Origin of the sequence: Microcystis sp. Msp_OC_L_20101000_S702, from assembly GCF_007095705.1 — a bacterium.
Taxonomy (GTDB): Bacteria; Cyanobacteriota; Cyanobacteriia; order Cyanobacteriales; family Microcystaceae; genus Microcystis; species Microcystis ichthyoblabe_A.
Window position 1 is genome coordinate 1 of the sequence record NZ_SFBO01000075.1, and the last position, 21399, is coordinate 21399.

General features: G+C 41.5%; 24 protein-coding genes and 2 pseudogenes. 15 read left to right on the plus strand and 11 right to left on the minus strand.

What is annotated here, in order from left to right; all coding sequences use genetic code 11:
* The 6 genes and pseudogenes from EWV60_RS08090 to EWV60_RS08115 all read left to right on the plus strand — a co-directional run.
* Positions 1–254 (plus strand): annotated as a pseudogene (locus EWV60_RS08090) (Uma2 family endonuclease); the annotation flags it as partial.
* A gap of 82 nt (positions 255–336) precedes the next feature.
* Entirely contained in the window at positions 337–870 is a 534-nt protein-coding gene (gene purE, locus EWV60_RS08095) for a 5-(carboxyamino)imidazole ribonucleotide mutase (RefSeq protein WP_002802634.1), read from the plus strand.
* 42 nt (positions 871–912) lie between these two features.
* Positions 913–1713, plus strand: coding sequence for a tetratricopeptide repeat protein (locus EWV60_RS08100; protein WP_002776201.1), 801 nt, complete (start codon positions 913–915; stop codon positions 1711–1713).
* A gap of 242 nt (positions 1714–1955) precedes the next feature.
* Positions 1956–2777: a phosphoadenosine phosphosulfate reductase gene (cysH, locus tag EWV60_RS08105; RefSeq protein WP_287231801.1), complete on the plus strand. Its 822-nt coding sequence runs from the start codon at positions 1956–1958 to the stop codon at positions 2775–2777.
* A 57-nt stretch (positions 2778–2834) separates the two neighbouring features.
* Complete coding sequence (locus EWV60_RS08110; protein WP_287231802.1) at positions 2835–3701, plus strand: alpha/beta fold hydrolase; 867 nt, start codon at positions 2835–2837, stop codon at positions 3699–3701.
* A 99-nt stretch (positions 3702–3800) separates the two neighbouring features.
* On the plus strand, positions 3801–4004 hold the full coding sequence (locus EWV60_RS08115; protein WP_287231804.1) for a hypothetical protein: 204 nt from the start codon (positions 3801–3803) through the stop codon (positions 4002–4004).
* Between the two features lie 151 nt (positions 4005–4155).
* On the opposite strand, the gene EWV60_RS08120 is transcribed toward EWV60_RS08115, so the two are convergent.
* On the minus strand, positions 4156–4353 hold the full coding sequence (locus tag EWV60_RS08120; protein WP_287231806.1) for a hypothetical protein: 198 nt from the start codon (positions 4351–4353) through the stop codon (positions 4156–4158).
* Positions 4354–4839: 486 nt separating this feature from the next.
* Between EWV60_RS08120 and EWV60_RS08125 the strand changes: the two genes are divergently transcribed.
* Both EWV60_RS08125 and EWV60_RS08130 read left to right on the plus strand, forming a co-directional pair.
* The gene (locus EWV60_RS08125) at positions 4840–5046 is read left to right on the plus strand and encodes a hypothetical protein (RefSeq protein WP_012264701.1); all 207 of its coding nucleotides are present in this window, start codon (positions 4840–4842) and stop codon (positions 5044–5046) included.
* A 2-nt stretch (positions 5047–5048) separates the two neighbouring features.
* A complete protein-coding gene (locus EWV60_RS08130; RefSeq protein ID WP_287231808.1) occupies positions 5049–5570 on the plus strand; it encodes a hypothetical protein in 522 nt (173 codons plus the stop codon).
* Between the two features lie 138 nt (positions 5571–5708).
* On the opposite strand, the gene EWV60_RS08135 is transcribed toward EWV60_RS08130, so the two are convergent.
* From EWV60_RS08135 to rlmN, 6 genes are all read right to left on the minus strand, one after another.
* A complete protein-coding gene (locus tag EWV60_RS08135) occupies positions 5709–7580 on the minus strand; it encodes a GTPase family protein (RefSeq protein ID WP_287231810.1) in 1872 nt (623 codons plus the stop codon).
* A 59-nt stretch (positions 7581–7639) separates the two neighbouring features.
* A complete protein-coding gene (locus EWV60_RS08140) occupies positions 7640–8515 on the minus strand; it encodes a 3'(2'),5'-bisphosphate nucleotidase CysQ family protein (RefSeq protein ID WP_287231812.1) in 876 nt (291 codons plus the stop codon).
* 92 nt (positions 8516–8607) lie between these two features.
* Positions 8608–9450 (minus strand): ChaN family lipoprotein, encoded by an 843-nt coding sequence (locus EWV60_RS08145; RefSeq protein WP_287231814.1) that lies wholly within the window; start codon positions 9448–9450, stop codon positions 8608–8610.
* Between the two features lie 99 nt (positions 9451–9549).
* Entirely contained in the window at positions 9550–10749 is a 1200-nt protein-coding gene (gene cpcD/petH / locus EWV60_RS08150; protein ID WP_002791386.1) for a bifunctional rod-capping linker CpcD/ferredoxin--NADP reductase PetH, read from the minus strand.
* A gap of 287 nt (positions 10750–11036) precedes the next feature.
* Positions 11037–11261, minus strand: a complete 225-nt coding sequence (gene cpcD, locus EWV60_RS08155) for a rod-capping linker protein CpcD (protein ID WP_002732223.1) — start codon at positions 11259–11261, stop codon at positions 11037–11039.
* Between the two features lie 308 nt (positions 11262–11569).
* Positions 11570–12583, minus strand: a complete 1014-nt coding sequence (gene rlmN, locus EWV60_RS08160; RefSeq protein ID WP_287231816.1) for a dual-specificity RNA methyltransferase RlmN — start codon at positions 12581–12583, stop codon at positions 11570–11572.
* 963 nt (positions 12584–13546) lie between these two features.
* Between rlmN and EWV60_RS08165 the strand changes: the two genes are divergently transcribed.
* The 6 genes from EWV60_RS08165 (at position 13547) to EWV60_RS23170 (ending at position 16529) form a co-directional block, all read left to right on the plus strand.
* Positions 13547–14263 (plus strand): LbetaH domain-containing protein, encoded by a 717-nt coding sequence (locus EWV60_RS08165; RefSeq protein ID WP_287231818.1) that lies wholly within the window; start codon positions 13547–13549, stop codon positions 14261–14263.
* Positions 14260–15048 (plus strand): hypothetical protein, encoded by a 789-nt coding sequence (locus EWV60_RS08170; RefSeq protein ID WP_287231820.1) that lies wholly within the window; start codon positions 14260–14262, stop codon positions 15046–15048. The genes EWV60_RS08165 and EWV60_RS08170 overlap by 4 nt, the downstream gene beginning before the upstream one ends.
* On the plus strand, positions 15045–15665 hold the full coding sequence (locus EWV60_RS08175; protein ID WP_287231821.1) for an LbetaH domain-containing protein: 621 nt from the start codon (positions 15045–15047) through the stop codon (positions 15663–15665). Before EWV60_RS08170 ends, EWV60_RS08175 begins: the two co-directional genes overlap by 4 nt.
* 25 nt (positions 15666–15690) lie before the next feature.
* Positions 15691–16062 carry a hypothetical protein gene (locus EWV60_RS08180; protein WP_287231823.1) on the plus strand — a complete coding sequence of 124 codons (372 nt, stop codon included), beginning with the start codon at positions 15691–15693 and terminating at the stop codon, positions 16060–16062.
* A gap of 9 nt (positions 16063–16071) precedes the next feature.
* Complete coding sequence (locus EWV60_RS23165; RefSeq protein ID WP_353734383.1) at positions 16072–16191, plus strand: sulfotransferase; 120 nt, start codon at positions 16072–16074, stop codon at positions 16189–16191.
* A gap of 116 nt (positions 16192–16307) precedes the next feature.
* Positions 16308–16529 (plus strand): sulfotransferase, encoded by a 222-nt coding sequence (locus tag EWV60_RS23170; protein ID WP_353734384.1) that lies wholly within the window; start codon positions 16308–16310, stop codon positions 16527–16529.
* Here EWV60_RS23170 and EWV60_RS08185 read toward each other — a convergent pair.
* The 4 genes and pseudogenes from EWV60_RS08185 to EWV60_RS08200 all read right to left on the minus strand — a co-directional run.
* On the minus strand, positions 16514–17158 hold the full coding sequence (locus tag EWV60_RS08185) for a DUF6817 domain-containing protein (RefSeq protein WP_287231825.1): 645 nt from the start codon (positions 17156–17158) through the stop codon (positions 16514–16516). The genes EWV60_RS23170 and EWV60_RS08185 overlap by 16 nt on opposite strands.
* A gap of 21 nt (positions 17159–17179) precedes the next feature.
* On the minus strand, positions 17180–18292 hold the full coding sequence (locus tag EWV60_RS08190; RefSeq protein WP_287231826.1) for a glycosyltransferase family 2 protein: 1113 nt from the start codon (positions 18290–18292) through the stop codon (positions 17180–17182).
* Positions 18293–18298: 6 nt separating this feature from the next.
* Positions 18299–19453 carry a DegT/DnrJ/EryC1/StrS family aminotransferase gene (locus EWV60_RS08195; protein ID WP_287231829.1) on the minus strand — a complete coding sequence of 385 codons (1155 nt, stop codon included), beginning with the start codon at positions 19451–19453 and terminating at the stop codon, positions 18299–18301.
* 90 nt (positions 19454–19543) lie between these two features.
* Positions 19544–19826: pseudogene (locus tag EWV60_RS08200) on the minus strand (dual-specificity RNA methyltransferase RlmN); the annotation flags it as partial.
* A gap of 476 nt (positions 19827–20302) precedes the next feature.
* On the opposite strand from EWV60_RS08200, the gene rimK reads away from it, so the two are divergent.
* Complete coding sequence (rimK, locus tag EWV60_RS08205) at positions 20303–21208, plus strand: 30S ribosomal protein S6--L-glutamate ligase (RefSeq protein ID WP_002734374.1); 906 nt, start codon at positions 20303–20305, stop codon at positions 21206–21208.
* Positions 21209–21399: the final 191 nt, after the last annotated feature.

The window sequence follows — 21399 nt, forward strand, 5'->3', positions numbered from 1 at the left end:
TAGGCATATTTGACCGGAAACTGCGTTATTTTACCGCCGATGGTCAATTAGTCCCCACTCCTCAAGAAGCGGAATTAGAGCAACGACAGGCAAAAGAACAGGCTCTTTTAGAAAAAGAACAGGCTTTTTTAGAAAAAGAACAGGCTTTTTTAGAAAAAGAACAGGTTTTTTTAGAAAAAGAAAGGGAACGACAAGCTAAGGAAAAATTAGCCCAAAAACTGCGAGAATTAGGCATCGATCCCGATGCAATTTAGGGGAAATCTGATCAGTAGGGTTTGAAGACAAAATAACAAACCCTGCTATAAGATTAAAAAGCAAAATTATTTTCTAGTAACTATGGTGACAGCAGCGCCCCTAGTGGGTGTAATTATGGGCAGTGATTCCGACTTACCCACCATGAAAGAAGCGATCGCAGTTTTAGAGGTTTTTCAGATTAGCCACGAAGTCGCCATCGTCTCGGCCCATCGTACCCCCGAAAAAATGTTTGAATACGGCAAAAACGCTCATTTAAGGGGAATAAAAGTGATTATCGCTGGAGCGGGTGGTGCTGCCCATTTACCCGGGATGGTAGCATCTTTAACCCCCTTACCCGTGATTGGAGTTCCCGTAGTCACGCGCACTTTACAAGGGTTAGACTCTCTCTATTCAATTGTACAGATGCCCGCAGGCATTCCCGTGGCCACGGTGGCGATCGGTAATGCCAAAAATGCTGGACTTTTAGCGGTTCAAATTCTCGCCACCGGTAATGCTGATCTTTTAGAGCAAGTTATCGCCTATCGTCAATCCCTCACCGATTCCGTCCTCGAAAAACAAAGCAATCTTCAACGACTAGGCTATCAAGACTATCTAGGGCAGAGTTCACCTAAGTAGGGTAGATTGAGAAAAGATTAAGTAACAAATTATGAAGTAATTATGCGTTGGATCACCGCTTGTGTATTGAGTCTATTGCTCTTTTTTGCCCTACCCATAGCGGCTTATGCCGATAGCCCGACTATTAGCGAAGAACAGATTAGAGAAGGGGAAGTTATCGCCGAAAAAGCCCTAGAAGCCACAGAAAAAGGCGATTACGCCCAGGCCGAAAACTATTGGACCCAATTAGTCGCCAAATTCCCCACTAATCCCGCTGTCTGGAGTAATCGCGGCAATGCCAGAGTTAGTCTCAATAAATTAGAGGATGCGATCGCTGATTTCAACCAAGCGATCGCCATTGCCCCCGATGCCCCCGATCCCTACCTCAATCGCGGCACCGCTTTAGAGGGAGAAGGCAAATATCAAGAAGCGATCGCCGATTATAATAAAGTTTTAGAACTAGATCCCAATGATGCCTTTGCCTATAACAATCGCGGCAACGCTGAGGGAGGTTTAGGGGACTGGGAAGCCGCCGTCAAAGACTATCGCCAAGCTACTCAACTAGCCCCGAATTTTGCCTGGGCGCAAGCTAATCTGGCCCTGGCCCTGTACGAATTGGGCAGATATCCCGAAGCAGTCCAAAAAATGCGGAATATTGCCCGCAAATACCCCATGTTCCCCGATGTCAGAGCCGCCTTAAGCGCCGTTTTATGGACACAAGGACAACAGGGAGAAGCAGAAAGCAATTGGGTAGCCGCCGTTGGCATGGATACCCGCTATCAAGACCTCGATTGGGTAAAAAGCGTGCGCCGTTGGCCGCCAAATATGGTTCTAGCCTTAGATAAGTTTCTTAACTTAAAGTAAAAAATTACTAAATAGTAACTTTTCTAGCAGTAGCGGGGCTGAGGGTCTAATTATCCTGAAATCAGCGACTAAAATACAATTGAGGCCTGATAGTTCCATTCTCCTCGATCGAATAACCCGGCTCTGAAAAGGAAAAGGAATAGCTAGAACGGGCCGATGGCCCAATGCTATAATCCAATTACAGGGATAGATTGGACTCTATCAGTATCCGCCGCTACTGTACACCTTAAATCTTAGCCAGAATGCCAGATTTACACTTGCTTAATTCTCATCCACAGGCCCTAGAAACCGCCTTCATCGCCACTGCCGACCGGTCTTTTTCCTCCCCTCTATCCCTCGACCTCGCCAGAATTAATCAACGTTTTGACTCCGCTAACGCCGCAGAAATCGTCGCTTGGGCTGCGGCCACCTTTGGGGAAGGTTTGGTGATGAGTACCAGTTTCGGCATTCAAGCGGCGGTGATGTTGCACCTCGTCACCGCAATTATCCCCGATATTCCCGTCATTTGGATCGATACCGGCTATCTTCCCCCAAAAACCTATCAATTTGCCGAAGATTTAAGCCAACGCCTCCATTTAAACCTGAAAGTTTATCAATCTCCCCTCAGTCCCGCCCGCATGGAAGCAATCCACGGTAAACTGTGGTCAAATAACGATCTCGACTCCCTCAATCTCTACGACAAAATCCGCAAGGTGGAGCCGATGCAACGGGCCCTGAAGGAATTAAAGGCCACCGCTTGGTTAGCAGGTTTACGTCGCGACCAAACCGACCACCGCAAAACTCTCCAATGGGTCAATCAACAGGGCGAACGTTACAAAATATTACCGATCCTTGACTGGAATGCCAAAACCATCTACGACTATCTGACTAAATACGATCTCCCCTACCATCCCTATTTTGATCTAGGTTATGTCTCCGTCGGCGATTGGCACTCCAGTCGGCCTTTAACCGCCGATGATAGCAACGAACGAGACACCCGTTTCAAGGGTTTAAAACAAGAATGCGGTCTTCATTTACCCTTAACCCCCGGAGAAGCACAAAGTCTCGACGCAAGCTCCCTATAACTGCTGGGGTGGAAAATTTGCCGGTGCGATCGGTTCCTAGACGTTAGACAATGGTTAATGATTATTAATCCCCCATTAACCATGGCTATTTTAGAAAGTTTTCTCGAAGTCGGCTCTCTCAAGTGGTTCTATCGACAGGTTAACCCCGATCAACAACCGGACACAACCCCCGTGATCCTACTCCATGGTTTACCCGCCCATGGCTATATTTGGCGAGAATTATTGACCAGTTTAGAAGAATATAACATTAATGCCATTGCCCCCGATTGGATCGGTTCCGGTTTATCCGCTAAACCCGATGCCAGAGATTTCGCCTACACACCTAGCGCTTTTTGTCAAGCCTTGGCCGATTTTATTCAAGCTCTCCAATTGCCGAAAATCTCCCTCATTGTCCAGGGTTTTTTAGCCTCCGTCGGGTTACAATACGCCCTAGAAAATCCCGATAAAATTGAGCGCTTGATCGTTTTAAATACTCCCCTCTCCAGTGATGTTAAATTACCCTGGATAATGAAACAATGGGGGATACCTTTCCTCGGAGATATGGCGACTCAAGACCCCTTATTAGTCGATCGTACTTTAGAAACTGGTAGCGGTTTTGTGATTAGTGATGCAGATCTGGCTATTTTCCGTCAACCTTATCTAAAAACTTCGGCAGTGGGTCGCGCTTTACTGGCCACGATTCGCAATTTAAACCTATCGAAAACTATGGCAGAAATTGAGACAGGTTTAGAGAACTTTGAAAAACCTATCCTTTTTGTCTGGGGAATGGCCGATCCTTGGTTATCTTCTGTCACCGTTGAAAAATTAGCTACTAAATCAGGAGTGGAATTAATCTCCCTCGCGGAAGCAAAACACTATCCCCAAGAACATTGGTCAAAAGAAATTAGTCCCCAGATTATTAATTTTCTCGGACGCAAAACCTAAACCTCGATACTTTCTGGGAATTGATAGCAAAATTTCCTTAGAAAGTATTGATCAAGTTATCCTTAGTATATCACTGTAGTTCTGCACTGGCCACCGCCTATGGAAATACCAGCTTTAGGAAGGATAAATATAGAAAATAATCCCCCAGATATTAATAATTTAACCGATTGGGAGCGAGTTAAATCGATGGGTGATCTAGAAATCGAGGCTAATGCTTTGTCAGATCCCGATGCGCTTCCTTTTGATGATGATTGGGAAAATGCGGCGATTATTTCTGCTTACAATAAATTAACATCTCAATAATTGCTAAAACTGATAATTGTCTCAGGGTTACTTGTTATGAAAGTTTAATAGACTGTTGTTCAAGAAAATAGTGATAAAATTTTTTGTTAGCTCAAAACAATAAGCAGGTAATCATTTGATAGTAATCATTCCACGTTATCCTCAAATCGAATTACTTAATATTGATTATTTGAACCATATTTTCAAGTCTATGTATACAGGACTGATGATATCTCCATGCTTCTAAAATACTTTGTAATAATTCATCTTTTGAAAAACAACCAGAATCAGCTACATCTTCAATTTGTCTGATTAGATCATCTTCTAACTCCAATTCTAGCATACTCACTTGTTTAGTTGTGTCTGCCATACTTTTATCTATCTAAAAGTTGATGGAACTATCATACCATAGGAACTCAGCACTGTGGTATCTATTAAGCCCCACAATATACCCACATTACACCCATTGCTATGCCTTGCATATATGTATATGTAATGCCACCTACTAAATACCCTATTATACCCCCTGTTGTACCTAATCATGAATAAAACCTAAGATTATTTTGGTTAAAATTTGCGAAAAATAGCCTTTTAATAGCAAATAAGTCGATAAGTTGATGGTATTTAACTTATTGCACCCATTAAGTACCGTCAGGACTCGTTTATGTTGATTTGACATATCTGGTGTAATTGCTTGACATATCTAGTGTAATTAGGGTAAGATCAGGTACTGTACTTAGGATGCTAGGTTTCTAAAGGCAGACTATTATGAACATCTATAAAAACGTAGTTTGTACATCAATTGTCCACAAAAATGCCTATTGACCAGCATCGATGTAATCAAGCAAACAAAGAGATGGCCACCAGACAATTTCGAGTAAATCTTAGTCAAAAGGACTCTGAATATCTTAAAGAAATAGCTAAGGAGCTAGGCTTAACAGAGTCTGAAGTCATTCGTAAAGGATTAAAACTCATGGCTTTATATGCTAAAACTGAGACGGAGGAAGATACTCAATTAATACTGCAAAAAGGTAATGAACAGAGACCACTACTAATTGTTTAGTTATGACCAGTGATTCAAAAAATGAGACAGAGGAAGTTAACAAGTCAAAAGATATCAGTGATTCTTTGACTCTTCCAACTGAAAGGAACTCTGTGCGTCATAATCTAAAGAAGAATCTGGAGCCTTATCATTTAGACAATGAAGTATCTGAATTTGGTAAACCAGCTACAGCTATATCACCCTCAGACCAAAGACATAATTTTAATACTAAAGTAGCTGGTTCCTTAGCAAAGTGGCTTTGGTTGGGATTGTTAGCCACTGCTGGTTTACAAATTCTTTCTATTTGTCTCATTTCTTTTGCTTCTCTTGGAATTTTTAATTTAAATATAAATTTGAAAGCTATCGAAGAACAAGAAGTACAAAGTAGAGTGGATAAAGCGGCAACCCTAATTAATGATTCTTCTAAGACAATTTATACTTTTTTAGGGCCAATAGCTACAGCAGTCACCGCCTTTTATTTTAGTGGTTTGGGTAGTTCGTCGAAAACTAACGATGAAAACTCTGAAAATGAAAAAAATGAATAGAACTTTTAAAAAAACACGAAAAAATCTCTCCCATTGCTAATTTTAGTACAAGGGCCAGAAATCTCAACTCCAGAAACCTCTCCTCCCCACTCTCCTATACTTTTAGATTGGAAGAAAGTTTTAGCTTAATTAATCTGCCTACAGGCCTGTTTTTGTCGTTTCTAAATACCCCTGATAACTTGACCGGAACTGTTCGATCGATAGGTTCTTTGTCCAATATTCTACCAGAGCATGACCCCAGGCCCAAGCTTCCTTGTCGGCAGTGCTATAATTTTCTAATAGTATTGGCCAAAGTGCCAATAAATCAAAACTTTTATTCTCCGTATTCAAGAGAGAAGAAAGCTCGTAGGCCATCTGTAATTTACCGATCGCTACTGGTAATTGTTCCACAGGAATTTGTTCAGCTAAAAGATAGGCTAAGGTCGGTCTTCCCGTGGCTAAAGTGGAGATAAAACCTAGAATAGGACTTTTTAATAGGGCCGTTAAACCTTGCCCCGTGGCCATCTGTAAAGTATAGCGATCGATTATTTTCGCCGCTGCCAGAGTTCGAGTTTCTAAATCCGCTAAAAAACGGGCTAAACGCAACTGTTTTGCGGGCGAAATTGCCCCCAGTAAAGCGATTGATAACTCCTCATCCCCCCAAGCTTCTCTATCTGGCTGTTGACTGACCATCGGCAAAATGCGATCGCAGAGATCCTCGAATAATTCCGCCCGATACTGCAAGCATTCGCGGATATTGACTTCTTTGGGACTTTCTCCCGTCAGCCAATTATAGGGAGGTTGCCACTCTCGCACCGGACGCAGGCGATCGACTTGAGAAACACAGACTATAACTGGTAAATTGTCAATAGTTTGTTGCAAATCTTTAAGAAAAGCCTCATCCATGGCCAGGGCGGGATCGAGGGCGGGGGTGACAAGAATTAATAAATCGGCGTTTTTGGCATAATTTAGAACTTTTTGCCGATCATCGGCCCGATTTGCCTGTTCATAGCCCGGGGTATCCCAGAGGATTAACTCGTCCCCTTCTGGGGTTTGCCAATGGTAGGATTGGATCGCGTCGGTACTAGGCAATAGATCCACTTGGGCTAAATCGGCCCGAAAGAGAGTATTAATTAAACTGCTTTTGCCGGCCCCGGTGCGTCCAACCAGCAGAATATTAACCGGTTGGCGATCGATTTCCGTGATCGGTTCCGCTTGGGCGAGAATTTCCTTGAGAGTAGTGGTGGCGATTTTGGTCTTGGTGGGGAGAGTGGGGGCGAGATTGCCGCCACTGTAGAGTAACACCGCTTGGCGAGAGAGATTTCTTAGGGCATTTTCCCGCAAAACTTGCCCTAAATTGACTAATAATTGCTGATCCGCTCGATCGCTGTACTTTTGACTGGCCACTTTAGCCACAGCCGCAGCGGGATTGATTACCCATTGCGCCCAATTCCAGACCTGCCAAAGTTTCTGGGCCGAGGGTTGCAATTTTTGATAAACTTCGTAGGCCTGATAGGCTTGGCCGATGGTGATTTGATTCAGGGCCGGGGAAAGATTCTGCATCCAGCGATCGCTATCATCCACGGTTCCCCGAATTAAACCGTAGGCCTGGGGAATGTAAATATTTAATAAGGGGTACTTGACATCGGGGTAATATATCTGAGCGATGGCACTGACCAAATCCTGACAGCGTTGCCAAAAAGTCGCCCAATCTTCCCAAACCGGGCGATCATTGCGGGCCTCGACGATAATCCTCTCGATAATTTCCTCAACATTGCCCCCGGAATCACCTTCAGGAGGGGTTAATTCTGCCTTAATTTCCCCAATGGCGGCTTCAATTTCCCCGACTGCTGGGCGCGTCCATTTGACCAACAGGAAGCGCCAAGCGACAAAAATCAGGGTAAAAACTGCCCAAATCCAATTCAAACCCCATTGATTGATCTGGACACTGGCGGCCACGATCAGAAAAATCACCACGGCGGCGATCGGAACTGCTAAAATCAACCCTTGCCAAGTTTTTAACCGTAACATTGCTCGATCTGGTTTTTTTCCATTCTACCGATCTCTGATTCTCGGTTAGGGGGCAGAAATTAGACAGTGGCATCAATTTGGGCGAGGATTGCCGTGGACAACTGACAAAGTTGTTGATGACAAGGACCATTACTAGCCATGATCCCCCCCCATTGCCGCACATCGCCGCGATTATAGCGCACGGGTTGACCGTCAAAATAGGAGAATTTGCCGCCGGCTTCCGTTAAAATCAACTCCGGAGCGGCAAAATCCCAGTCTTTAGCCGCCGATTTCCCCGATAGGGAGATATAAACATCGGATTTTTGTTCGAGGATCGTGGCAATTTTACAGCCCACACTGCCCACATAATTTTTACCGAAGAAGGGTATTTGACTTAATAGATTATCAAAACGTTGGTCGCGATGGGTACGACTAACTACCAGATAGAGATCGGTAATTTTATCTTTATTGGCAACTTTTACCTGTGTAATATTTCCGTCGCTAGTTTCTAGAAAAGTACCTTTTCCTTTTTGGGCAAAATAGAGTTTTTCTTGATCCGGTAAGGCAACCACGGCGATGATCGGTCTTCCCTGATAACATAAGGCGATATGTAGGGCATATTCTCCCGTTTTGTCGATAAAATCGCGGGTTCCGTCCAAAGGATCGATAATCCATACCCAATCTTTCGGGATAGCTTCATTGCCTTGATGGGTTTCCTCGCTCAGATAACCAAAGTCGATATCCGAGAAATTTGTTTGTAATTCCCCTAAAATATAGTGATTTGCCGCTAAATCCGCCGCCGTCACTGGTCCGCCTTTTTTCTTCTCGTTGACGGCTAAATCCTGTTCACCCCGGTAGTAGGATTGAAGAATTTTAGCACCACCCCAACCGACGGCACGAGTCACGGCTAAAATGCGATCGAGCGTTTCGTTATCTTGACAGGTTAAATTAATCATAAAATAGCCTCAGTTTTTCAGACCTATTATCTACTAAATTGAAAGACTGGCATCTTAGCTTACCATCCCTTGCTTCCTAACTCCTGACTGGCTTAATTTTGCCCTTGCCAAAAATAATCGGCGGGTTTTTTGGTTTCTGCTGGTGATGATTGAGGAGCATCTCCCAAGAAAACCGAACGCTGGATGACGCGATCGCCTAATCTTCTTTGGACTCGACTGGGAATGCCGTAACCGTAGACAATATGACCTTTTCCTGCTAGGACGATGATCTGATATTCGGGATGAGCTTGCCAGAATTTAGCGATTGCATCGGCCATGGTTTCATCCCAGAGGACCTGTGCCAGAAAAAAGCGATCGAATCCCTGACTTTTGCCCCCCGTGTGTTGCTGATAAACGGCTAAGATCTGTTGACGGTACTCCTCGTTATCCTGGTTTATTTCGCTTTTAGGGGGAATGTAGGTCATTTCTGAGGTGGAGAGGCTTTCTAATCCCTCTCGTGCCACTTTTCTAGTGATTTCCGTGGGTGTATTGAGGGCGATCGCTGGTAGTTTTTTTGCCTTGGCCAAGCGCAGGATCGGGGCGTAAAATTCCCAATCAAATCCCCAACGTTGGTCATATTCACTTTTTTCTCTTAACTGATTTTCGCTAATTTTGCCGGCTAAATACTGATCCAAATAGATTTGGTAAGGACGTTGAAACATCTCGAAAGCGATCGCTATTTGGGGATTATTAGCCTGTAAATACTCGATAATAGCTAATTGGGCCTGATGATCGGCTTGACTATCGTGCCTTTCTCCCAGATAAATAATCTCGGCTGTTTTTAAATCTGCCAGAATTTGTTTTTGGCTATTAGTAAAACTCCAGGCCTGGGGCAGCAAAATAAACAGTAAGCAGAGGGCAAGGAAAACGGGAAAAAAGCGTCGAGAGAATTTCATCTTTATTAAAAGCCTTTTAAGAAACTGATCTTAACCGAAGCCAAGACAAAAAGGGTGAGCAATGCCCACCCCCAAAAATTTTCAGAGAACCTTTCTGGTTTAGTAGGTTTCTACGTGCCAGCGATGTTCTTTTTTCAGTTGTTTCTGATAGACAGACCAATCAGCGCCATTTTTAGCAGCAGCACCACTGATAGCATCGTCGATACCATCTTCCATCCCTTTCAGTCCGCACATATAAGCGTGGGTTTTGGGACTTTGGAGTAGATTCCAGATTTCGTCAGCGTGTTCGGCTACCCGGTGTTGAATATACATTCTGCCGCCCTGGGGATTTTGCTGTTCCCGGCTGATGGCATAGGTGAGACGGAAGTTATCGGGGAATTCCGCCGCTATTTTCTCTAATTCTTCTTGGTAGAGAATATTGGCCGTTTTGGGAACTCCGAAAATCAACCAAGCTAGACCTTTGAATTTATAATCTTCGTGTTGTTCCTTGAACATCCGCCAGAGGAAAGCTCGGAAGGGAGCGATTCCCGTCCCGGTGGCCATCATAATGATAGTGGCATCTTCATCACCCGGTAGCAGCATTTCCTTACCCACGGGACCGGTGATGGCCACATCAGCACCCACCTCTATATTACAGAGATGGGTGGAACAAACCCCATAAACGGTTTCCTTGGTTTCTGGGTGTTGGTATTCCAACTGACGCACGCAGAGAGATACGGTTTTATCGTCTAATTTATCACCATGACGGGTGGAGGCGATCGAATAGAGTCTCAATTTATGAGGTTTGCCATTAGCATCGGTACCCGGGGGGATAATACCGATACTTTGGCCTTCTAAATAGCGTAAATCGCCCCCAGAAAGGTCAAAGGTGACGTGTTGTACGATGCCGATACCCCCCTCATCAACGAGAGCATAATTCTCGATACATTTGCCGATAAAGGGTTGATTCGGACGGTAGATGTTGACGGGGATATCTGTTTTTTCTTTCGCTTGAGTCATGGCCTTTTTCTTGGTCTGTTCGGGGACGGGCGATGATTGAGCGATTGGCTGTGGTGTGGAGGCACTAGAAACAGTTGCTACGGGGGCAATCCCATTGAAGGGTTTGATGCTGACGATACGACCACCTAAACGGGTAATCCGACGCATTTCTTGATTCATGCGACTGTAGGGAACCGTGAAAAACACGCTTCCACTCTGACGGATTGAATAATCCAAGCTGTCAGTATTGTCGTTTTGATTGAGACCCGCCACTTCGTAAACAAATAAACGGTTTCCCGCTAGTGTACTCGGACTGTACATTAAATATAACTCCCAACTCAAGTCACGATAATCGTTCCATAGTTTAGCCTACCATCGGTACACTACACCTAGGCCTAATTGAGAGTTATCTTAAAAAAACCACAGACATCGCTTTTATCCTTTTGGATAGGATAGGTTAAGTCTCTGGTTAAAATCTGTCACATTTGCAGCATTTTACTTTTTATTAAGATTTATGTTACTTTTTCCCGTTTATGCTAAAAATCCCCCTGGTTGGCCTGATGAGGACAAGAGCGGGGGACAGATATTAGCAATAATTATTTTATGAACTACTCGGCCGCAGCAGCGTTTAAGGGTTTAATGCTGACGATGCGAGCGCCTAAACGGGTAATCCGACGCATTTCTTGATTCATGCGGCTATAGGGAACGGTTAAAAAGACACTGCCACTCTTACGGATAGAATAATCTAGGTTATCAGTATTGTCATTTTGACTCAAACCGACGACTTCATAGACAAAAAGGCGATTTTCTTTGGCACTAGAGAGACTTTGCATCGAAATGGCTCCGACATTGATGTTATAGTTCTCTAGTTTAGCCTAGCAGGGAGACTAGCAATCTAGTTAGGGTTTGCGGCAAAAAGTTTCTCGTGGGGCCAGGGTGTGGGGTGCAGGGTGTAGGGTGTAGGGTTGTACCCATTTTCATCTGGTAAATTACCTAATTTTCAGGGAAAAAGTCCCTGAATTTTCCCCCCGATCCCTCCAATGGCTGGCACTTTTTGATTTTCCAAAAGTCTAAACGTCTTACCCAACAAGGTTTTTAGATTTATTCAGCCAACCCTAGTTAATGGCCGATTTACGCCTGTTTATTGTACCATAACGCTCGATCGCAATTGTCCACAGGCTGCATTGGCCGCTAAACCTCTCGAATAACGGACAGTAACAGCGACTTTTTCCTGTTCTAAAATAGTTTTAAAAGCCTTAATTCTTTTTTCATCAGGCCGTTGATAATCCACCTCCTGAATAGGATTATAGGGGATGAGATTGACGTGGGATTGAAAACCTTTCACCAGTTTGGCTAATTCCCTTGCGTGTTCGGGTAAATCATTTACTCCCGCTAAAAGAATGTATTCAAATGTCACCCTTCGTCCCGTGATTTGAACGTATTCCTGACAGTCTTGAATCAAATCAGTTAGGGGATAATGGTCGGCACTGGGGATTAATTTAGCTCGAACTTGTTGATTAGAAGCATGAAGACTAACAGCAAAAGTTACTTGTAAATTATGTTCGGCTAGTTGCTTGATTTTATGGGGTAATCCCACGGTAGAAATCGTTAAACAACGCTGACCGATCCCCACATCTTGATTGAGGGAATGAATCGCTGTCACCACTTCGGGAATATTTAATAAAGGTTCCCCCATCCCCATAAATACCACATGACTGACTCGCTGCTGAAAATCCTCCTGTACTGTTAACACTTGGTCAACGATTTCATGTGCTTTTAAATTACGAGTAAAACCCCCTTTTCCCGTGGCACAAAAATCACAGGCCATCGGGCAACCCACTTGCGAAGAAACACAGACTGTCAATCTTTTTTCACTAGGAATTCCCACCGCTTCGATAATTAAACCATCCGCCAGTTTTAGCAGATATTTACGAGTGCGATCGGGTGCTACACTGCGATAATGTATAAGGGAACGACCGATAGGATAATCCGCCAGCTTGCTGCGCCATTCTTGGGGGAATACGGAAATATCCGCCAAAGAATGCACCCCTTTTTCGTATAGCCATTGGTGTAATTGTTTCCCCCGATAAGCGGGTTGTCCCTGGTCTTTTACCCAGTCGGTCAGTTCCTCTAAAGATTTCGCCAGTAAAGTCATAATTATTATCGTTGATCACCTTATCATTCTAACTGGAGTTTAGACTAATTCTGTCATGCCACTACTAGGTCGATCTCAAGGGGTGGGTTTGATCGAATCCCTTGCAACCCTTGCAAAAACTAGGTTATAGCTATTTCCCTGGAAAGTTTTCGCAAGGCTTCTGTACTGATTGGGGAATCTTGAAAGACTTTTGGGGAGGTTTGGTCAACTCATGATGTTCTGCAAACAAGTGCGAAAAGTCGCCATGCGGTCACAGAAATACTCGCTCAAGAAGTCTGTATTCCTTTTGGTGTAAGATTTTTAAGGTATTGAGCCTGAACTGGTTAGGGTTGATTTTGGGAAAATTTATTCTAAACTCCAGTTCTAACTGATCGAGTGCCGCCGACAGGGGATTTAGACAATAAAGAAATATGACAGTTTCCCTGGCTACACCGAGAAGACCTAAAGGCCAAACTTCCCATTTCACAAAGGTTTCGAGGTTTGATAGTTTGAATGTATGGGGGAAGTTCAGGTTTAATAATCCAATAGGTGGTTTTCCTTGATGCAGAATTCCTAAGTTGAAAAATAGACTTCCATATTTTAAACTGGGAGCATCTCACCTTTGTAACCCCTAAATCGGGTTTTTATGTCAAGCTATTTTGAAAGCCTTGCTAGAAACCAGTTGTAGGGATAAATATAATTACTCACTTGCATAAATGAGATGCTCCCTTTTAAACTTTTAAACGGCTCTTCGTTACTTGTTATGGTTCGATAGGATGGCGTAAATCGACTAAATCCTTTAAATCCTTATCTGGCAAGAGATTTAATTGATTAGTTCGCTCTAGATCAAAAACAATTGACAAAAATCGCCAAACATCTTTCTCTATAAGGGTTCCATCCCTTATAACCCCCGTACATTGCATAACACAAACCGAAGAACTTTTTAAACTAACTTCAAATGCTCAAAATGAATGATCAATAGATATGGATAGTGACAAGTATGTGATGATAGGCCATAGTCATATTTTGGGTGATTTAGTTGAAATTATTCACTTTAACGGCGGTGTTTTAACTAAAATTGTGCAAAATATCCCTGAATCTCGCCCAAACTATCTTCCTTCTCTTAGACAACGTTTAGAAAGATTTCAAGATGCCCACTATAATCCTCATGCTGTTAATCAATTTTATCCTGTCTCAGTTCAATCGTTAGCAGATTTTAGACCACAGGAAGATGAAGAATATATTATTGGATTTACAGGGTTTAAGATGTTAAAACTGGTGCAATATTTAACCAAAGTCTTTAATTTTAATTTTACTCCTCTAATTCATCCCAGGGCGAGCATTGCAGCCGATGTTCACATTTTATCAGGTGCGATTATACAGGCGGGAGCCATCATTTCTTCTGGCGTTCAGATCAAAGAGCATACTTTTATTAATAAGGGAGTTAAGATTGGTTTTGGCACTAAAATTGAGCGTTTTGCTTCCTTAGCCCCTGGAACCATTGTCGGGCATGGTACATGGATTAAAACTGGTGTGATTTTAGGTATTGGTTCGGTTATCTTAGATGGTATAGTAGTAAATGATTATTCGATTGTTGCTGCTGGTGCTGTGGTTATTCAAGATGTTCCCATGAATACGCTAGTTGCTGGCATTCCAGCCATAATCAAAAAAACTAATTTCTATCCAACGATTGAACAATGACAGCACTCTTAACTCACTCAAAACAGTTTAATGATAATTTATTTCTCTGTCATAATTTTGACAATCTTCCCCTAGACTCCCTTCTCTCATCTTTATCTTCTAGTAAATTTGTTTGTATTCGAGGACTTCTTGAACCCACCAAAGTCAAGCAGTCAAAACTTGCTTTAAGTCAAAAATTTTCTAGAGCAAAAGACCATCCTACTGTTGGAGAATCCCCTCAAGATGTTCAGACCAACTTTCAAAAATTGGCAGTTGGTTGTGCAAGAGGAAAACACCATTTAGGTTCTTATGGAAGACTTTTGCGAGTCTTTTTTAATCCCCTATGGCAAGAAGATATTTACGAAATGCACGATGTTTTTAGGGCATTAGTCATAGTCAGGAATAAACTCATCGGAAAACCCATTAATTTTGCCAGTGATACCATTGAAGATGGTCTTTGGACTGCGGCCAGAATTCATCAATATCCTGTCGGGGGTGGCTTTATTCAAACCCATCGAGATAGAACACAATCAACAGTTTCTGAGTCAGCTAATCTTAATTATTATCAAGTATTCGCAATTTTGAGCCAAAAAGGAGAGGACTTTGAACAGGGAGGTGGCTTTATTGAAGAACAAGGAAAACGGATTATTCTTGATGATTATATTTCTCCAGGAGATATCGTTATCTATGATGGTTCTACCTTACATGGAGTAGAAGATATTGACCCTCATAAAGTTCTAGATCTAGAGACAGTTTCAGGAAGATTATCAGCGTTTGTTAGTCTTTATAAAGATTTATCGTCATGAAAAACTGTATTATTTTAGAGTGGGATGACCATACGAATGAGCTACTGGATATTATTTCAGTTCAAGGTCATCACTTAAAAAAAATAGTTTGTCAGCAGCCTTCTAGGGTTCAACTCAGTTCAGTCTATTCGTCTGTGTTAGTTGAATCTTGGGATGCTTTTTCTCCTCAAGCTAATGAAACTTATTTTTGTGGGTTAATCGGAAAAAAAGCCAGGGAATTTTGTCAACCCATTCAAAACAATTTTGGCATTCAATTTACCTGCTTAATTCATCCTCATGCGCTCATTTCTCCTACGGCAAAAATTGGATTGGGGTCAGTGATTTCAGCAGGGGTTATTATAGCTTCTAGTGTCATCATTGGAAAAGGATGTTTTGTGGGCCTAGGAGTCATTTTGGGTCATGATACGGTGCTAGAAGACTATGTAATCATTCGAGCAGGTGCTAAACTAGCCGGTCATATCACAGTCAAAGAAGGCACGATTATTGATATGGGTGCAACGATTATAGAAGATGTTCAGATTGGCTCTGATGTAGTGGTAGAAGCTGGTGCAGTGGTCTTGAAAAATGTTTCCTCTCAAACTGTTGTCTCTGGTATTCCTGCTAAAATTAAACAGTAATTAACTCATCTCCAGAATAATCTCTATGTCCTTCTTATTAAACTTTCCCAATATAACTCATCAATACTATAAGGTCTTCTGTATTGGTCGTAATAAAACAGGAACAACGTCCATGGCAAGAGCCGTAGTTTCTTTGGGGTTTAAACTAGGAAAACAGTCAAGAGCAGAGCGATTACTGGAAGATTGGGGTAAAAGAGATTTTTGCCGCATTATTCGTTATTGCAAATCTGCTGACGCTTTTCAAGATATACCTTTTAGTTTACGGTTCTTCCGAACTTACACTGTAGAAAATTCCCCAAGCTCCCTCTCTGTCCAGCAATGCTCTAAAGTTGATAAATATCAATCTAACAAAAACTCAAAGCCTTGCTGTACAAGCTTTACAAGCATGAGTTGTTAATAGTTTTGCATGACAGATTCGGTAGAGCCTAGTTTACCTGATACTTATCAAGCTTTAGATGAAGCATTTCCGAAGTCTAAGTTTATTCTGACGGTGAGAAATAATTCTGAAGAATGGTATGAAACCTGATCAGGTTTCATACCAATATACTCGGAAAAAATCGCTTACCTACCCCCGAAGATTTGAAAAATTTTTCCTATGTGTATAAAGGATGGTTTTGGTGATCGCACCAACTGATTTACGGAATTGATGAATCTACCTTATATGATCCTGAAATTTATAAGAAACACTATGAGATGCACAATGAAAGTATCATCAGTTATTTTAAGTATCGAGCAACGGATTTGCTAATTTTGAATATATCTGAAGCAGATAGCATGGAACGTCTTTGTCAGTTTCTTAATATAGAGTATCTGGGACAAAAGATGCCCCACTTAAACAAAACTTATGCTTATTTGCAATTGTAAGCTAAGAGAAACTCTTTAAATCCTAGCTGGCTCAGATAAGGCTTTGCTTCTAGAAAAAAAGATTGATATTGATAGCGATAACGGTAGTTTATAGAGAATATCTGTTCTAAATGGTCTGCCAGAAAAATTTCTAATAATTGTATAAATTCTGACTCCTGAATTGGAATAATGGATCCATCTAAACGAGATTTAATAGCTAAATTATTGGTATTTTTTTTGAGGTTTTCTGTGAAATGTTGTCGAGTAATTATCGAATAATAATAAGCTAGTTTTTCTGCTTCTTCCCCAATTAAAGCCGCTATTTCTTGTCTTTTTGAAAAAGAAACTAAAGCAACGGGAAAGGTTTGTGTTCCGTAAAGTGCATGACATAAACCAGCTAAACAAACCGCTTCTTGATTGCCCCATTTTTTGAGGAGTTGATAGGTTCCTTGAAAGTGAGTCAGTAAATCTCGATTCATGTGAGCAGTTGAATCACAACCGAGCTGCTTCAATTGATTGAGAATTGATTGAGGAGGAACATTTTGTGATAGCAAAGATTTGTTAATCTGATCTAGCCAACGTAAAAAACGATAGGGAAAAATTTTCAGATAAGACATACCCTTATTATAGATTTTGTGACTAATACTCATAGATAATTTGCGATTAATACACTACTGACGGTACAAGGGAAGTTTGTTAAATATTTTGTCTGAGAATTGTAGAAAAAGTTGCCAAAATTGTCTATTTAAAGGTTGAGACAACAAACCATTAACTAGCAGACGACTCGATGCAATTCTTGAGCGAAATGCTCGACGAGTTTTCGGTGCATCTTGAGGCCAAGATTCAAGTAAGTAACTCAATAGATTAGGTTGATTAACAAAATGGCTATATAAAAACCAGAGGAGCAGTCCACACATTGACCCGATAAATCCTTCCGTTTCTTCACATAGGTATTCTTCAAAAATAAGAATAGATTGCTTTAATTTTAAAGCTTCAAATATAATAACATTTTCCAAAATATTGACCATTTCTGAAAGGGCTAATAAACGTCTTTCTAAGGATAAAGTATCTTGATTGCCGATAGCATAGTAGTAGGTATAAGCATCTTTTAAAGCAGAGAAAAAAGAGTGAAAACAATTCTGTGTATTTTGATAAAGAGCCATCGAACTTTGAGAACTATTGTGTCGTCGATAACCCACTGTAATACCTTTCACTTTGAGAAAAGGATGGTGAATACTCAATCTTAGCCAAGTATAAATATCACCGCAAAAATCGAATTGAGTCGGCCAGCCTCCTATTGATTCTAATGCCGTTCGACGAATCATTAAACTGGACGGAGTTGAAATCTGACTCGTAGGGAAAATGTGCCAAGGATTGTAAGTAAATGTTTTAAGACTTGGTTGCGGAAAACGAAGATATTTACTAGAACTAAAGGAGAAAGAAGAAGCTACTACCGCAGGATAATCATGATTTTGTTCAAGTAGATGAGTAAGAAAGTTTAAATGCTCTGGATGCCAAATATCATCTTGATCTAAATAAGCAATAAATGAAGCATGACTCGCTTTAAATCCACATTGGCGAGTAAAATTAGGACCAGCAATAGGATTATGCACTAATTGAATATTGGGGAAAGATTTCACAATTTCAACAGAGGAATCAGTGGAATTATTATCAACCACTATAATTTCCGAGGGAACGCAAGTTTGTCTCACAACAGACTCAAGAGTGGAGAGAATCCACTTTTCACCGTTATACAAAGGAATAATAACTGCAATATCTTTCATAGTAAGTTAATTTTGTAAAGACTGTTTGATGATTTGACAAATGACATCAATATCCCTTACTGATACGGATTGTCCAGTCGGTAAAACCATTACTCTCTCACAGAGAAAGTCTGTGTTAGGAAGGTTCGTAATTTGTTCTGGATAAAGGGTTCTATAGGGAGCGGAGCGATGACATCCTGGATAGAAGTAACGACGCGCACGAATATTGCAATCCTGTAGTATTTGCACTAATTCATCACGGGTTAACCCCGCTGTTTTTGCATCAACTACAGCAATAATATATTGAAAGTTAGTTTGTGCAATTTTGTCATAATTAAAAAACCGAATTCCAGTTATTTCCTCAAGATGTTGCCTGTAGTATTCATAGTTACGACGATTAATCTTTACTATTTCCTCTAAACTTTCAAAACAAGCTAATCCCATTGCTGCTTGAATTTCAGTCATTTTTCCGTTAATACCCAATTCAATGACATTATCTAGCCCCTGAAAGCCAAAATTTTTCATCAACCGAATTTTTTGAGCTAATTGATCATTATTAGTGGTAATTGCACCTCCTTCAAACGTTTGAAAGAACTTAGTTGCATGAAAGCTAAATACCTCACAATCTCCAAAGTTACCAATCATTTTGGTTTGATGACGGCATGAAAATGCGTGTGCTGCATCATATATGACTTTAAGATCGTAAATTTTGGCAATTGATTCAATTTTTTCCGTAGCACAAGGATTACCCCAAAGATGAACCCCAATAATACCCGAAGTATTTTCATTAATCAGCGAGATAATTTTATCTGGATCAAGGGTATGAGTTAGAGGATCAACATCCACAAAAATTGGTTTAAGTCCCATCCATTGTAAGGCATGAACAGTTGCGATAAAGGTAAAAGCAGGAACAATTACTTCTCCTGTTAATTCAAGGGCTTTAGTAGCTAATTGCAGTCCCATTGTCCCATTACAAACCAAAATACAATGCTTGACCTCCAAGTATTCACTCAGAAGGAATTCTAGTTCATTGACGAGTTTACCATTGTTAGAAAACCATCGCCTTTCAAAAATGTCTTCAACCAGACTCAAAAAACGCTGATAGCTGCCGATATTAGGTCTTCCCACATGAAGTGTTTCAGCTATAGAGATGGAAAGATTTGAGGTTTGGGTTTGATTCATAAATGGGGTTCTTTGTTACTTGGTATGGTTCGATGGGTTGGCATAAATCGACTAGACCCTTATCTGGCAAGAGTTCTATTGATTAGTTTCACTGGGAATTCCCACCGCTTCGATAGATTAAACCATCGGCCAGTTTTAGCAGATATTTACGAGTGCGATCGGGTGCTACACTACGATAATGTATAAGGGAACGACCGATAGGATAATCCGCCAGCTTGCTGCGCCATTCTTGGGGGAATACGGAAATATCCGCCAAAGAATGTACCCCTTTTTCGTATAGCCATTGGTGTAATTGTTTCCCCCGATAAGCAGGTTGTCCCTGGTCTTTTACTCAGTCAGTCAGTTCCTCTAAAGATTTCGCTAGTAAAGTCATAATTATTATCGTTGATCACCTTATCATTCTAACCGATCGCTCATGCCTAGTAGCAAAACCGTAACAAAATTGTATTGATTAATTGACATTTTTTCCCTTTGCTCCTTCTCTAGTCTTTGTTAGTCAATTAAATACTTAAAACTATAACTTAAGTAGGTAGGTGTTAAAAGTTTTCAGATCCCCCCGCCTATCGGCACCCCCTTATCAAGGGGCAGGGGGGATCGAACCTCAAATCCATTTTTAATTTAATTATAACCAGCTACTTAAACTGAGCCTGACGACAAAAACAAATCTAGTTTTAAGCTTGCTCTTTTTTACTTTTCATTTAATCTAACTGTTCAAAGGGAACTGTCAGCGCCATAATAATCGATGGACTTCGATCGAGAGCAGAAATTTTATGAGTTGCCGGCCAAACAAGCCAATATGGGGGAATAAGGGGCTATTCAGTTTTAAAAGCAATATTTAAGCGAAAATTTATGAAAATCGCTATTTTATCGCAAGATACTTCTCTTTATTCGACCAAGCGACTGAAAGAGGCGGGAGAAGCCCAAGGCCATGAGGTACGAGTGATCAATTATTTGCGCTGTTACATGAACATCACCTCCCATAAACCCACGGTTGTCTATAACGGTAAACCCTTAGAGAGTTTCGATGCAATTATTCCCCGTATTGCCGCCTCAAAAACCTTCTATGGAACCGCAGTCGTCCGACAATTCGAGGTGATGAATGTTTTTACTGCCAACGACTCGCAAGCAATTTCTCGGTCGCGGGATAAATTGCGTTGTCTGCAAATCCTGGCTAGGGAAGGGATAGGTTTACCGGTGACGGGAATTGCTCACGCAACTCAAGATATCGATGGTTTAATCGAAACCGTCGGCGGCACCCCTCTAGTGATTAAATTATTAGAAGGAACCCAAGGTATTGGGGTAGTCTTAGCGGAAACCGATCAAGCAGCCAAGTCAGTTATTGAAGCTTTTCGGCAATTAGAGGCTAATATTCTAGTACAAGAGTATATTAAAGAGGCCAGTGGGGCAGATCTGCGCTGTTTTGTCATCGATGGAAAAGTGGTAGCCTCGATGAAGCGACAGGGGGCCGAGGGCGATTTTCGTTCTAATCTTCACCGCGGTGGCAAAGCAGAAAAGATAAAATTAACCCCAGAGGAACGCAGTACGGCTATACGGGCCACTAAAGCTATGGGTTTACGGGTTGCCGGTGTGGACTTATTACGGTCTAATCACGGGCCTGTGGTTATCGAGGTCAATTCCTCTCCCGGTTTGGAGGGAATAGAAGCGGCCACTGGTGTGGATGTGGCCAAAAAAATTATTGATTTTGTCGCTAAAAATGCCACCCTAGTCCTAAATCGCGATCGATATCAATATTAGCCGTCAGCCTTGCATCAGTTATCAGTTATCAGTTATCAGTTATCAGTGGGTAAGTTATCAGTCAATAGTATTACTGAACTTCCCCCATACATATATACTATAATAGCCGAAAACCCTTATCCATCAATGGATACGCCCCTTAACTTTTCTTAATGTACCCATGTAATTTGTAACATTTCTTAATGGACAAG

What these genes read in the sequence shown, in the direction of transcription:
- EWV60_RS08145 (WP_287231814.1), bottom strand. Translation starts at nt 9,450, where the DNA reads ATGAAATTCTCTCGACGCTTTTTTCCCGTTTTCCTTGCCCTCTGCTTA.
- EWV60_RS08135 (WP_287231810.1), bottom strand. Translation starts at nt 7,580, where the DNA reads ATGTTACGGTTAAAAACTTGGCAAGGGTTGATTTTAGCAGTTCCGATC.
- rimK (WP_002734374.1), top strand. Translation starts at nt 20,303, where the DNA reads ATGAAAATCGCTATTTTATCGCAAGATACTTCTCTTTATTCGACCAAG.
- EWV60_RS23165 (WP_353734383.1), top strand. Translation starts at nt 16,072, where the DNA reads ATGACAGATTCGGTAGAGCCTAGTTTACCTGATACTTATCAAGCTTTA.
- EWV60_RS08115 (WP_287231804.1), top strand. Translation starts at nt 3,801, where the DNA reads ATGGAAATACCAGCTTTAGGAAGGATAAATATAGAAAATAATCCCCCA.
- EWV60_RS08100 (WP_002776201.1), top strand. Translation starts at nt 913, where the DNA reads ATGCGTTGGATCACCGCTTGTGTATTGAGTCTATTGCTCTTTTTTGCC.
- rlmN (WP_287231816.1), bottom strand. Translation starts at nt 12,583, where the DNA reads ATGACTTTACTGGCGAAATCTTTAGAGGAACTGACCGACTGGGTAAAA.
- EWV60_RS08180 (WP_287231823.1), top strand. Translation starts at nt 15,691, where the DNA reads ATGTCCTTCTTATTAAACTTTCCCAATATAACTCATCAATACTATAAG.
- EWV60_RS08175 (WP_287231821.1), top strand. Translation starts at nt 15,045, where the DNA reads ATGAAAAACTGTATTATTTTAGAGTGGGATGACCATACGAATGAGCTA.
- EWV60_RS08120 (WP_287231806.1), bottom strand. Translation starts at nt 4,353, where the DNA reads ATGGCAGACACAACTAAACAAGTGAGTATGCTAGAATTGGAGTTAGAA.
- EWV60_RS08130 (WP_287231808.1), top strand. Translation starts at nt 5,049, where the DNA reads ATGACCAGTGATTCAAAAAATGAGACAGAGGAAGTTAACAAGTCAAAA.
- cpcD (WP_002732223.1), bottom strand. Translation starts at nt 11,261, where the DNA reads ATGCAAAGTCTCTCTAGTGCCAAAGAAAATCGCCTTTTTGTCTATGAA.
- EWV60_RS08125 (WP_012264701.1), top strand. Translation starts at nt 4,840, where the DNA reads ATGGCCACCAGACAATTTCGAGTAAATCTTAGTCAAAAGGACTCTGAA.
- cpcD/petH (WP_002791386.1), bottom strand. Translation starts at nt 10,749, where the DNA reads ATGTACAGTCCGAGTACACTAGCGGGAAACCGTTTATTTGTTTACGAA.
- EWV60_RS08190 (WP_287231826.1), bottom strand. Translation starts at nt 18,292, where the DNA reads ATGAAAGATATTGCAGTTATTATTCCTTTGTATAACGGTGAAAAGTGG.
- cysH (WP_287231801.1), top strand. Translation starts at nt 1,956, where the DNA reads ATGCCAGATTTACACTTGCTTAATTCTCATCCACAGGCCCTAGAAACC.
- EWV60_RS08195 (WP_287231829.1), bottom strand. Translation starts at nt 19,453, where the DNA reads ATGAATCAAACCCAAACCTCAAATCTTTCCATCTCTATAGCTGAAACA.
- EWV60_RS08170 (WP_287231820.1), top strand. Translation starts at nt 14,260, where the DNA reads ATGACAGCACTCTTAACTCACTCAAAACAGTTTAATGATAATTTATTT.
- EWV60_RS08140 (WP_287231812.1), bottom strand. Translation starts at nt 8,515, where the DNA reads ATGATTAATTTAACCTGTCAAGATAACGAAACGCTCGATCGCATTTTA.
- EWV60_RS08110 (WP_287231802.1), top strand. Translation starts at nt 2,835, where the DNA reads ATGATTATTAATCCCCCATTAACCATGGCTATTTTAGAAAGTTTTCTC.
- EWV60_RS08165 (WP_287231818.1), top strand. Translation starts at nt 13,547, where the DNA reads ATGGATAGTGACAAGTATGTGATGATAGGCCATAGTCATATTTTGGGT.
- purE (WP_002802634.1), top strand. Translation starts at nt 337, where the DNA reads ATGGTGACAGCAGCGCCCCTAGTGGGTGTAATTATGGGCAGTGATTCC.
- EWV60_RS08185 (WP_287231825.1), bottom strand. Translation starts at nt 17,158, where the DNA reads ATGAGTATTAGTCACAAAATCTATAATAAGGGTATGTCTTATCTGAAA.